The sequence below is a fragment of the Halomonas alkaliantarctica genome (assembly GCF_029854215.1).
In the GTDB taxonomy this organism is placed as follows: Bacteria; Pseudomonadota; Gammaproteobacteria; order Pseudomonadales; family Halomonadaceae; genus Vreelandella; species Vreelandella alkaliantarctica_A.
The window spans coordinates 2250999-2263918 of record NZ_CP122961.1; the positions used below are offsets into that span (position 1 = coordinate 2250999).

The following is a 12920-nucleotide window of genomic DNA, read 5'->3' on the forward strand; positions in this document are numbered from 1 at the left end:
GGACGAATCCTTTACAACCTTATTGCTTGAGTCGCTTGCCTTGATATTGGGTGATTTGTCACCAACGTCAGCAAGCGCCCACATGAATTACCTGATCAAATTGTTAAAGAGCTAGTCGATGAGGCCGTGCCCCGTTGACGTGTGCGTATACTACCCGATCCACCGCTAGGGTCAACAGCGATTTGAACATTTATTACTAAAAGTCGTTAAAGATTAGGACTCACCCTGCACGCGCCATAAAGCAACGCAAGATATGACCTGGGTCAAAACGGCTATCCCTCTCTCCCATAAGCTTACAGATAGTGGACGTTGTGACTCTTCGCACGAAGCCCAAAACGCCGATTATAAAAGCGAGGGAGATAAAACATGACCATAAAAACCACCTTACTATCCGCACTGGCGACCAGCAGCTTTCTTGCTGCAAGCTTAGCCATGGCTGACGATGGCTTGGAAAATTACCGCCAACGCTTCGAGGCACTGCCTTACCTTCCACCAATCCCTGCGGACAACTCATTAACAGAAGAGAAGGTAGAGCTCGGCAACATGCTGTTCTTTGAACCACGCATCTCGTCGAGTGGCGTTATCAGCTGTGCCACCTGTCACAATCCAGCGCTAGGCTGGGCCGACCGAATTCCCCGCGCTGTTGGCCACGACGGGCAGGTCGGTGAACGTAATACACCCACCGTGTTGAACAGTGGCTTTTTAGGATCACAATTTTGGGATGGCCGAGAACCTGATTTAGAAGGCCAAGCACTAGGCCCTATTGAAGCACCTGTGGAAATGGCGATGGATCTGGAAATGGCATTGGAGCGGCTGGTGGGATTCGAGCTCTATCAGGAAAAATTCAGCGCCGCCTATCCTGATCAAGAAGAACCTATCACCGATGATAATTTGGCCCACGCGCTGGCCGCTTTCCAACGTACGCTCAATACACCCAACTCACCTTTTGATCGTTACCTACACGGTGATTTAGAGGCAATTAACCAACAAGCCAAAGACGGCATGGTGGCCTTTGTAGATAACGGTTGTATTGCATGCCACCGCGGGCCTACTTTAACCGATAGCCAATTCCATGCGATTCAGGTACCAGGCTCAACCGATTTGGGTCGTTACGTCGTGACTGAAGAAGAGAGCGACAAGTACCGTTTCAGAACGCCCACACTGCGCAATGTGGCGGTGACCTATCCGTATATGAATAACGGTGCGACTGAAACACTGGAAGAAGCGGTCGCTATAATGGGCAAAGAAATGCTCGGACGAGAGTTTGATGATGACACCATTAGTGATATTACCGCGTTTCTCACCGCACTAACCGGTGAAATGCCTGATTTTGACGTACCTGCACTACCCTAAACTATCGCTCTAATCCGACACTTAAAACTATCGCCTCAACGCGAACAACCGCCTGGTCAGTGCGACCAGGCGGTTTGATGCTATACAGCCGCCAAACGAGCCAGCAGCTCTTCGCGGCGCTGCGGGGTCGCAAAAGCTTCTTCAATTGCATTGAGGGTTAGCTGACGAAATACCGCTTCGTCCCAACCAAACGCATCGGCGCAAGCAATGTGATTAGTCAACAAACCGCCACCAAAATAGGCGGGGTCATCCGAGCTAATGGTTACTTTGAGCCCTTCAGACAAAAGTTTGGGCAGCGGATGATCACGCAGATCCTGGACTACCTTTAAGCTGACGTTTGAGAGCGGGCAAACCGTTAGAACAACCTGCTCACTGCGCAAGCGCTCAACTACTTCATCATTTTCTAAACAGCGCACCCCATGATCAATGCGCTGAACATCAAGTACATCCAGGGCTTCTTTAATATACTCTGCGGGGCCTTCCTCCCCCGCATGAGCTACGCGCACAAGCCCAAGCTGCTTGGCGCGCTTAAACACCTCTGCAAATTTTACCGGCGGATTATTCTGTTCAGCACTATCCAGACCGATAGCATCCAGCATTTTCCAATAGGGAGCGGCTTGTTCGAGTACGTGCAATGCTTCATCTGCGGGACGGTCACGTAGAAAAGCCATAATCAAGCCGATAGAGAGGTCGAGGTTACCCTCTGCCTCCTGCTTGGCTTTTAATAGTCCAGCCATTACCACTTCCAGCGGCACGCCACGCTGTAGATGCGCCTGAGGATCAAAGTGCATGTCGATATGCACAACGCCCTCATCCCGCGCGCGCTTGAAATAATCCATCGCCAGATCGTAAAAATCTTCCTCATTACGTAGCACGCTCATGCCCTGAAAATAGAGATTCAGGAACCCCTGCAGATCGTTGAAGTGATAAGCATCTTTGGCTTCCTGAACTGTCTTGTAGGGCAGTTCAATCCCATTACGCTGGGCTAGCGCAAACATTAACTCTGGCTCCAGCGAGCCTTCGATGTGCAAATGGAGCTCTACTTTAGGAAGGTTGCGTAAAAATTCATGCATGGAGGGCTCCTAGCGGTCTTATCAATGAATCAATATTGCTCATTATCGATTAGTTAAGCGGACATTGGCTAAGTTTACCGGCATCTAGATGCCAGTGGTACTCGACCCCAGGCAATGGATTCAGCGAACTAACTTGATGAACAAAGAATATAACCGTTCGATTCCTCAGCCATTTATCCAGGGCCGCTGCGATGTGGTTTGCCGTCGCCACATCAACGCCTGCAAATGGCTCGTCAAGAATCACCACTTGAGGGCTAGAGAGCATTAGCCGTGCTAATGCCAGACGCCGGCCTTGGCCACCCGATAGCTGCTGGCCTTTTTCGCCCACCGCTGTGGCTAGACCTTTCGGTAGTTGCTCAATCCAGCCATCCAAGGCCACAGCCCTTAATACCTCCCAGAGCTTGTGATCGCTTGCGGTGGGGTTGGCTATACGCAGGTTTTCAGCAATAGAGGCATCAAACAGATCCACCTGCTGAGTGAGCATGGCAAAATGATTAGCACGGTTTTCGGCCGAAAGCAGACACGCTTTAACTCCGCCCACCATCGCCTCACCTTGAGTCGCTATTAACCGCCCCATCAACACACTGGCTAAAGACGATTTTCCGGCGCCAGAGCTGCCGGTAATCACCGCTCGCTTTCCAGCAGGTAATTGGAGATCAATACACCTTAGCGCAGGCTCTAATGTTTGTGCATAGCGCAGAGAGAGCTGATTAACCTGGATGGATAGACCAACGTCTTCAGGCAGCGTAACGGCGGCGGCAGCTGGCGATGAGTCGCCGGTTAATGCATTTAACCGACGCACCGCTGCATAGCTAGCGCCCAGCTTAATAAAGCTAGCGGGTAGTGCAATAAACGCCTCATTCGCTCCCAGCGCTATCAGTGCTGCCATCACCAAAATAGGGCCCGGTACCAACTGCTGGCTAAATACCAGACTAGCGAACCACACGACTGCCACTACCATTAATCCGCTGATGACACTCACCAGGCAGTTTATTAACGCTGCCTTACGCCCCAAGCGGCGCTGATTGTTGAACGCTTGCTGCTCTTGAGTCGCGATCATCGTCCGATGCCACTGGCTCGTTTGATAGCTCATCAACTCAGCCGAGGCCTGCACCTGATCAACCACTAGGCGGCGCAGCGACTGTTGGTCCACCACCTGCTGATAGCTTTGCGTAAATCCCCAGGCAGCGGCTAACAGGGTGGCCACTAACCAGAGCAAGCCCAGCGTCAGCGCCATCAGTACGGCGACCCCGGGCAACCAAATGGCCACAAAAAGCGATACAGCCACCACGCCAAGCAGCGCCACTAACGGTGGCACTAAGAGCCGCAGGTAAAAATTATCCAGGGTGTCGATATCCGCCGTTAACCGGCTCAGCCAGTCGCTGGCACGCTCACCGTGCAAGCGAGTCTCGTCAAGGCGGGTTAAATAGCCAAATACCCGATAACGCAAGTCGGCTAGCAGCGTTAACACCGTATTATGGTTATACAGACGCTCAAGATAGCGCGCTATAGTGCGCGCCAGGGCGAAGAAACGAATGCCGCCACCCGGGACATAAACATCAAGGCGCGCGGGAATACCCAGGGCCAGGGCGATACCGGTCAGAGCACTGGCGGTAATAAACCAACCCGACAACCCCAGCAGCGCAAGCCCTGCCATCAGAGTGACCCACACCAGCAAAGCGCCCACTAAAAAGCGTTTTCGCCGCCGCACTAGAAGCAGCAGCCAAGGACGAAATTCGCGGTAAATAGCCATCATGAGGCCACCTCTACCAATTCGCCCTGCTCAAAAGCCAGATGCCGATGAGCGACGGCGATCACGGTCGGATGGTGGGTCGCTATGACCAGGGTGCGTCCCTCTTGAGCGAGCTCAAGCAAAGCGGCCATAACGAACTGCTCTGTCTCTTGGTCTAAACTTGCCGTCGGCTCATCTAACAGCACCAGCGGTGCATTGCTAAGGTACACGCGTGCGAGGGCCAGCCGCTGGGCTTGGCCACCCGACAACCCCACTCCTCGCTCGCCGATTAACGTATCCAGCCCCTCGGGAAGCTGTGTTAACAGCGGCCCGAAACCAGCGCGCTGCAGTGCGGCGAGCATTTCTTCGCGGGTAGCCGCAGGGGCCGCCAAGCGTAGGTTATCAATCAAGCTGCCATGCAGAAGGCAGGGCTGCTGATCCAGCCAGGCAAAGTGGCTCTCTGCTTGTCGACGGTACTCGCCGGCGCTTGGAGCGATGAAACCCGCAAGCAATGCCAGCAGCGTAGACTTCCCGCTTCCGGAAGTACCGCTGAGCGCCACTACTTCACCATGTAGAACCGTGAGATCGATAGGACCAATCACTTGGCCGCGGCTAGGGTAAGCAACGCAAGCAGCTGTTAATTCAATAGCTGAGCTAGCCGACAGCGGAGTCAGATAACGTTGTTCGCTCATCAAGCTTGGCTGATTGAGGATATTCACCACGCTTTCGGCGGCACCTAGTGCCGCCGCGCGATCATGGTAGTGCTGGGAAAGCGTACGTAAGGGCTGAAAAAATTCAGGCGCGAGCAGCAACACCGCTAGGCCCGAAAAAAGCGTCAACGATGTTGACGGCCCGTACTCGATGTAGCCAAGCAGGCCGAAACCGACATACATGGCCACAACCGCAATCGCGACCGAGGAGAAAAACTCCAGCACTGCCGATGAGAGAAAGGCCAAGCGAAGAGTACGCATGCTAAGACGCCGATAGCCGTCGGTGGCATACCACACATCCTGCTGGGCAGCTGACGTTCGACCGAATAACTGCAAGGTCGTCATGCCACGCACTCGATCAATAAAATGCGCAGACAATCGCGATACCGCAACAAACTGATCGCGATTAAGGCGTTCCGCGCCCATGCCAACCAGTGCCATAAACAGCGGAATAAGCGGTGCAGAAAGCAGTAGGAAAAGCGCCACCAGATAATCCAGCCAACCCGCCACCGCCAGTATCAATAGCGGCAAGCAGAGCGTAATTCGCAGCTGGGGGTAAAAACGCGCGAAATAGCCTTCCAGCGCCTCTATGTGCTCAACCGCCTGATTGGCCAGAGAGCCGCTGTGCTGACTGGTAAGCCAAACCGGGCCTAAGACCGACAGTTTATCCAACATCTGAGCTCTGGCACGCTGTCGAATTCGCAGGCCTGCTTCCAGGCTTAACGTTTCATGCCCCCACTGAAAGGCAGCGCGTAATAGCACACAGGCCACGAGCAGGGAGAATATCGGTAATAGAGCGCTGGGTGGTCGACCGTGCACTACGAGCTGATCAATAAGCCAAGCCAGACCAACCACCACAACAATCGTTTGACTACCTGCCAGTACGCCGCAAAGCGCTGAACCTAGCAGGCGTTTGCGCTCTCCCTTAGCCAACGTTTGCAACCAACTGCGCGGCGTAAGAGAAAGCGCTTCTTCAGTTACCATGAATCAGTGGTATCCCTCGCCTACACGCACTTTGCCGCGGAATACCCAATAGGTCCAGGCGGTATAGGTCAATATAATCGGGATAACGAACACCATACCTACTAGCAGGAACAGCTGTGACTCCGGCGAGGAAGCAGCATCCCAAAGGGTATAATCCGGCGGTACGATCACCGGCCATTTACTTACAATCAGGCCTAGATAGGTGAAGACATAAATGCCGATAGTGGCCAGGAAAGGCACCCCTTCACGACGTTTCTGTACCGAACGGAAGACCACAAAAGCACAGGCCAAGGCAGCAAATGGAAAAACCCAAATTAGTTGAATATTGCCGAACCAGCGCTCCCACACCCTAGGATTAACAAACGGCGTCCAGAGGCTAATCACGGCGAAAACAAACAGCACCAGCGCCAGCAACAGCGGAGTGATTTTATAGGCCCAATCCTGCACATGGCCCTCTGATTTGAGGATTAGCCACGTCGCCCCTAGCAGCGCGTAGCCTGCCATCAGGCCAAGCCCCGTCAGCACTGAGAACGGCGTTAGCCAGTCAAAGGCACCGCCCACATAGGCGAAATTCTCAACCGGAAAGCCCTGGATATAGGCCCCTACCACGGCACCTTGTGCAAAGGCGGCAACCGCCGACCCCCAGCAGAAAGCGCGGTTCCACCAGCGGCGGTTACGGCGGGATTTAAAGCGAAACTCAAAGGCCACGCCGCGGAAGATCAAGCCTGCCAGCATTAAGAAGACGCCGATGTAAAGAGCGGGCAAGAACACTGAATAAACCAGCGGGAAAGCGCCCAGCAAACCAGCGCCACCTAGCACCAGCCATGTTTCGTTGCCATCCCATATTGGCGCCACCGAATTCATCATCACATCCCGGGCATCCTCATCGGGAGCAAAGGGGTAGAGAATGCCCAACCCCAAATCAAATCCGTCCATCAGCACATACATCATGATGCCGAAACCGATGATGAAGGCCCAAACTAACGTTAGATCAAACATTTCCATGTCTAGCTCCTCACCGGGTCAACGTCATCGTCAAAAGGTGTATGTGCCGCCGACATAGGCCGCATTGGGCGTTTGAAGTTCTCGTCGGTGGTATCGCGCTCCTCTTCCGGTAGCATGCCGTTGCGAACCACTCGCGTGAGGTAATAAATGCCCGCGTAAAACACCACACCGTAAACCAATGCATAGCCAATCAGCGTAAACAGGGCCATAGGGCCAGTGAGCGAGGGTGTTAACCCCTCGGCATGGGTCATCATGCCGTAAACCAGCCACGGGGAACGACCTGACTCTGTAACGATCCAGCCCGCCAGAACAGCAACAAAGGGCATGGGAATCATTGCCGTCAGGCCTTTTAAGAATAGCCGCTTGTCATAGATACGCCCTTTGCGGCGCAATACCAGTCCCGTCAGCGCCACCGCAATCATTAGCAGACCAATCCCTACCATAACTCGGAAGCCCCAGAAGACGATCAGCACTGGCGGCTGCTCTTCAGGCGCCGCTTCACTAATCCCTGGCACTTCCCCATCAATAGAGTGAGTCAAGATAATGCTGGCCAGGTTCGGAATAGCCAGCTCAAAGTGGTTGGTTTGTGCTTCCTGATCAGGAATGGCAAACAGCAGCAGCGGCACATTGCCAGAGGTTTCCCAGTGCCCTTCCATGGCAGCCACTTTAGTCGGCTGGTGCTCCAGGGTGTTTATGCCATGAAAATCGCCGATGACTGCTTGAGTCGGCGCCAAAAAAAGCAGCAGCCATAGACACATAGATAGCGCGCGGCGATTCGCGTCCGGGTCTCGATCACGCAACAGAAACCAAGCGCTCACCCCAGCGACAACAAAACCCCCTGTCAAAAACGAGGCAACAGCCATATGCATAAAGCGGTAAGGAAACGACGGATTAAAGATCGCCTCGCTCCAAGAGGTCACGTGGAAGCGGAAATCAACTAACTCTACGCCCGCAGGGGTATGCAACCAGCTATTAGCGGATAGAATCCAGAAAGAAGAAATAAAGGTACCCACCGCCACCATAATGGCAGCAAACAAATGAACCCCTTGAGGCACCTTACCGCGGCCGAATAGCAGGACGCCCAAGAAGGCTGCCTCTAAGAAAAACGCGGTGACGACTTCATAGCTGAGCATTGGGCCGAGGAAATTCGAAGAGGCCTGGGAAAAGTTGCTCCAGTTAGTGCCAAACTGGAATGACATGACGATGCCAGACACCACCCCCATCCCAAATACAACGGCAAACACCTTTGTCCAGAATAGCGAGAGGCGATCCCACGCAGGGTTCTTCGTCTTAAAAAACAGACCATGAAGCAGCGCTATGTAAGACGCAAGGCCAATAGTAAACACGGGGAAGATTGCGTGAAACGACACAACGAATGCGAATTGCAATCGCGATAATACGAGCGGATCAAGTTCCATTTCACTCTCCTAAGACCTGAATCGGCATCCCATGGATGGGTTAAAACAAGCTTAGTAGAGCCTTTATGGCACGACACTTCTAGTTATAAGCACTAAGCTTATTTCTTTACGCTTTTTTACTTTATCTGCATTCTTTACGCTTTCAGAAAACATTCACCAGTGCCCCTCTTGGACAATCATTGTACTATAACTTCCAGATGTCCAAGATGAGTCGCATTGCCGCACCGATTGCCATAGACGCTCACTATGAAGAGATAAGCACTATCGAGACATGATGACGATACTGACCATATAGCCGGTGTACGCGATAAATAGCGCCAGCAGAACCCCCCCTTCCAAACGATTAATGCGCCTTGGGCGGCCACGCCAGGAAAACGCAAACAGTAGCATGAGAAGCGTCATGCCAGTCATCACGCTCCAATCGCGCACCAGCACCTCTCGACCTGCATCAATGGGCGCAATCACGCCTGCGAGCCCAACCACCGCCAAGCTATTAAACAAGTTGGAACCGACCACGTTGCCCAGCACCATATCGTGCTCTTTCCGACGCAGTGCCGTAATAGAGGATGCAAGTTCGGGCAGTGACGTACCAATGGCGACCACGGTCAAACCAATAATCAAATCGCTCACACCGAAGCGCACCGCAATTTCAACCGCTCCCCATACCAGCAGACGCGAGCTGCCGATTAGCAGCACCAGACCCACTAGCGTCCATATAATGGCTTTACCCCGGGACATCGGTTTGCTATCCAAGGTTTCCGCTACTTCAGCTACCAGCGCATCTTCGGGCTGATTGCGCGAGCGAGCTATACTTACAACGATAAAAACAGCCAACGCCAGCAAAAGACACACGGCCTCCCAGCGCGCGACAAATCCGTCCAGTAGCATCAAGCCCGTCGCCAGCATGACCAGCATCAATATCGGCATCTCTTTACGAATAACGCTAGAATGCACCGACAGCGGGGCAATAAGCGCTACCAAGCCGAGAATCAAACCGATATTGGCAATATTTGATCCGTAGGCGTTACCGACTGCCAGACCTGGATTCCCGTCCATCGCCGCCAGCACTGACACCATCATTTCTGGCGCCGAAGTACCAAAACCGATAACCAACATCCCGATCAACAGTGGTGACAAGCCCAGCCAACGCGATGTTGCCGCAGCGCCGTCGATAAACTTCTCGGCACTCCAAACCAAGAGGATTAATCCAAATACAACCGCTAATGTGGGAAGTAGCATTCCATTTCCTTCAAGACATAATTATTGGCACTGTTTGCAGATTTGTATCTAAATACCACTTTATAGGAGAGGCAGTAAGATACTATGGCTAGCAACCTTAACCATCCTATTGAGATACTTTAGTGAGGAATTAACCTGACAGAACAGTATGCGGCCATTATGATCGAATTTAACCGCTCGTCACTGCGCCGCAGCATCGTTGTCTAAACTAACGCTTTGGTCAAGCAACTAACCTACGTTTTTGAACATTTTTTTCAGCGACATAGGCTTATAAAATGCGCATTTGGCAACCTAATCCGCCACATCCTAGTAGTTTTGCTAGGTGTTAGCACTGAGAGTTTTGGTTTTTGCTACCCCAACAATTGATTAAACGCCGTACATTACCGGTCAACGCCCCCCTCGTTGACCGCTTGCCACCTGAGGCTAGAACTCAGCGACGGCGTTTGCGTGCCTGTCATGAATGTGACTGGGTGTCGGCGCTGCCACCGTTAAACTCTGGCGAGAAAGCAAGCTGCCCGCGCTGCTCACATGTTTTAGTTAAACGCCACCGCTACCCAGCGCAGCGCAGTATGGCCCTAGCCATCGCCTCACTTATCGCCCTTATGGTAGCGGTGTCGTTTCCATTTATTAGCTTTACGGTCAGCGGAGTAAGTAACCGCATTGAGCTGACCCAGACCGCTACCGCACTGATTGGCTTTCACCAGCCGGTGGTCGCTATTGCCGTCATTATGACCATTGTCGTACTCCCTGCGGTCTACCTACTCGGCGTCTTTTGGCTTCAGTTTGGGCTACTCCGCGATCGCCCCCTACCCTATAGTCGTGATATCGCACGGTCACTGGCGCACTTAACGCCATGGATGATGGCCGATGTCTTTATTATCGGCGCTCTGGTGAGCCTGATAAAGATAGCCGGGATGGCCGACGTTGAAATAGGCATTTCCTTTTGGGCATTCTGTGCGTTTGCACTTCTACTATTAATGACGACCCAATCCCTGGATGCCGATTGGATGTGGTTCTCACTAGAGGGAGAACCACTGGCCCCCGAAGGCACTCAAACAGGGCTTCCTGCTGGCGACCAAGGTCTAACGGGCTGCCCAACTTGCGGGCTGATCAACCGGCTATCGCCGCAGGGTCGCGGTCACTGTGTTCGCTGCCATGAAAAGCTTCATCAGCGACTGCCTCATAGCTTACAGCGCACCTGGGCACTTCTCGGCGCATCGGCCATCATGTACATTCCTGCCAATGTATACCCCATTATGACGACCACCAGCTTGGGCAGCTCCTCACCTTCAACCATTATTGGCGGCGTTGTTCAACTGATCCAGATGGGCTCATGGCCAATCGCTGCGATTATCTTTATCGCCAGCGTGATCGTTCCGGTCGGCAAATTGGTGGCATTAATCTGGCTGTGCTTAGTGGTTCGACGTAGCAGCGTATTAAATGCCCAAAGCCGCACTCGTCTGTATCGCTTAACGGAATTTATTGGCCGTTGGTCAATGGTCGATGTTTTTGTGGTGGCCATATTAGTGGCCCTGATTCGCGCAGGTTCCTTGATGTCAATTACGCCGGGGCCGGCGGCACTCGCTTTTGGCTCGGTGGTGGTATTAACCATGCTGGCAGCAATGACATTTGATCCACGCTTAATTTGGGACACCCCGCCTCCACCTCGCCACTCTCTTCTTCGCCGTAAAGCGGCCACCAAGGAATCTGTTGATGGCTAATGAAACACCGTCTAATAGCAACTCAACAAACGATCAGGATCTTAATAAGGCCAAAACGTCACGCCAGACAAGGCTCTCGCCTATTTGGGTGGTGCCCATCGTCGCTATTGCGATTGGTTTATGGCTGGTTTATGACAACTACTCCAGTCGCGGCACCTTGGTGACGCTAACCATGGATAATGCCGAGGGTATCGAAGCGGGCAACACGCTGATTCGTAGCCGCAATGTAGAAGTGGGCCGAGTGCAGGGAGTGCGATTGTCTGACGACCTTTCCCATGCAGTCCTGACCGCCCGCATTCAGCCGGAAGTAGAGGACATGCTGCGCGAAGATGCCCGCTTTTGGGTCGTCAAACCGCGCATTGGCCGTGAAGGTATCAGTGGTTTGGGCACCGTGCTCTCTGGCGCGTATATTCAGCTTGAGCCAGGCACCGAGGAAGCACCACGGCGAGAATTCCCCGTTAGCGATATCCCTCCTGTTGCGCCCGCCGGCCAAGCGGGACTGCGTCTTAGCTTGACGAGCCAGTTGGGTAATTCACTGCGTGTAGGCGATCCGGTCTCTTACCAGGGATATACCGTGGGACGTATCGAAGAGAATAGCTTTGAGCCTCGCTCTCGCACCATGCAGCACCAGGTGTTTATTGAAGAGCCGTATACCAATTTAGTTACCGATAGCACCCGTTTCTGGACCTCTAGCGGTATCGATTTCCGTTTGGACGCCGACGGCGTGCGCGTGAACGTTGAGTCACTGGAGGCCCTACTGGGTGGCGGTGTTAGCTTCGGCGTACCCGAAGACTTGCCTATGGGGCAACCGGTAGAAGCCAATACACACTTTACCCTCTATGCCGATGAAAACGCCGCAAGGGAAGGCACCTTTAATCGCTATTTAGAGTATGTACTGCTGGTAGATGAAACGGTTCGAGGACTTTCCAAAGGAGCGCCGGTAGAGTTTCGCGGCGTACGAATCGGTACCGTTGCTGCCGTGCCCTGGAACTTTACCGCGCCGCAACCCGACTCTCGCGCACGCTTTGCGATTCCCGTACTGATTCGGATTGAGCCTCAGCGCCTGGGTATTGAAAATAGCGATATTGACCTTGAAGAGTGGGAGACGCGGTTCCAACGCATGTTCGGCTTGGGGCTGCGAGCCTCGCTAAAAAGCGGCAGCTTGCTAACAGGCGCCCTATTTGTCGACCTAAATTTCCAGCGCGACTTAGCCGATGAGTATGTTGCCGAGCGCTTTTCGGATCGCGACGTATTCCCCACCGTGCCTGGCGGCTTTGCCCAGATCCAGGCCCAGGTGACCGATTTACTCGATAAGTTAAATGCACTTGAGGTTGAACCGCTACTAACCGGACTGGATCGTAACCTGCAGGCTTCTGAAAGCATGTTGAATGAGGTTCGCGACGTCAGTGCCTCTCTTAATCAGTTGATCAATGACCCTGAAACCCAGGCCGTTGGAGGCAACCTTAACGCGACACTGGATGAGCTGCGCAGTACGCTACAGGGATTATCCCCTTCATCGCCAGCCTATCAAGAGCTTACAACAGCTATTGAACGACTGGATCGCTTGATGCGTGACCTGCAACCCCTGACTCGCACGCTCAATGACAACCCCAGAGCACTACTGTTCGATAACCTGGATGCCCAAGACCCCATTCCGCGCGCGCCACATGATTAAGGAGCCTACT

9 protein-coding genes are annotated in these 12920 nt (G+C 53.2%); 3 read left to right on the top strand and 6 right to left on the bottom strand.

Going from position 1 to position 12920, the window contains the following annotated elements:
* Positions 1 to 366: 366 nt before the first annotated feature.
* The gene (locus QEN58_RS10310; RefSeq protein ID WP_280103591.1) at positions 367 to 1353 is read left to right on the top strand and encodes a cytochrome-c peroxidase; all 987 of its coding nucleotides are present in this window, start codon (positions 367 to 369) and stop codon (positions 1351 to 1353) included.
* Between the two features lie 80 nt (positions 1354 to 1433).
* Here QEN58_RS10310 and QEN58_RS10315 read toward each other — a convergent pair whose 3' ends face one another.
* The 6 genes from QEN58_RS10315 to QEN58_RS10340 all read right to left on the bottom strand — a co-directional run bounded on the left by QEN58_RS10315 (position 1434) and on the right by QEN58_RS10340 (position 9514).
* Complete coding sequence (locus QEN58_RS10315) at positions 1434 to 2426, bottom strand: adenosine deaminase (RefSeq protein WP_280103592.1); 993 nt, start codon at positions 2424 to 2426, stop codon at positions 1434 to 1436.
* A 49-nt stretch (positions 2427 to 2475) separates the two neighbouring features.
* The gene (gene cydC, locus QEN58_RS10320; RefSeq protein ID WP_280103593.1) at positions 2476 to 4182 is read right to left on the bottom strand and encodes a thiol reductant ABC exporter subunit CydC; all 1707 of its coding nucleotides are present in this window, start codon (positions 4180 to 4182) and stop codon (positions 2476 to 2478) included.
* Positions 4179 to 5852 carry a thiol reductant ABC exporter subunit CydD gene (gene cydD, locus QEN58_RS10325; protein ID WP_280103594.1) on the bottom strand — a complete coding sequence of 558 codons (1674 nt, stop codon included), beginning with the start codon at positions 5850 to 5852 and terminating at the stop codon, positions 4179 to 4181. The genes cydC and cydD overlap by 4 nt, the downstream gene beginning before the upstream one ends.
* A gap of 3 nt (positions 5853 to 5855) precedes the next feature.
* A complete protein-coding gene (gene cydB / locus QEN58_RS10330) occupies positions 5856 to 6857 on the bottom strand; it encodes a cytochrome d ubiquinol oxidase subunit II (protein ID WP_280103595.1) in 1002 nt (333 codons plus the stop codon).
* A 2-nt stretch (positions 6858 to 6859) separates the two neighbouring features.
* On the bottom strand, positions 6860 to 8275 hold the full coding sequence (locus QEN58_RS10335; RefSeq protein WP_280103596.1) for a cytochrome ubiquinol oxidase subunit I: 1416 nt from the start codon (positions 8273 to 8275) through the stop codon (positions 6860 to 6862).
* A gap of 261 nt (positions 8276 to 8536) precedes the next feature.
* Entirely contained in the window at positions 8537 to 9514 is a 978-nt protein-coding gene (locus QEN58_RS10340; protein ID WP_280103597.1) for a calcium/sodium antiporter, read from the bottom strand.
* Between the two features lie 362 nt (positions 9515 to 9876).
* Between QEN58_RS10340 and QEN58_RS10345 the strand changes: the two genes are divergently transcribed.
* Both QEN58_RS10345 and pqiB read left to right on the top strand, forming a co-directional pair.
* Positions 9877 to 11235, top strand: a complete 1359-nt coding sequence (locus tag QEN58_RS10345) for a PqiA/YebS family transporter subunit (RefSeq protein WP_280106925.1) — start codon at positions 9877 to 9879, stop codon at positions 11233 to 11235.
* Positions 11228 to 12910 carry an intermembrane transport protein PqiB gene (gene pqiB / locus QEN58_RS10350; protein WP_280103598.1) on the top strand — a complete coding sequence of 561 codons (1683 nt, stop codon included), beginning with the start codon at positions 11228 to 11230 and terminating at the stop codon, positions 12908 to 12910. The genes QEN58_RS10345 and pqiB overlap by 8 nt, the downstream gene beginning before the upstream one ends.
* Positions 12911 to 12920: the final 10 nt, after the last annotated feature.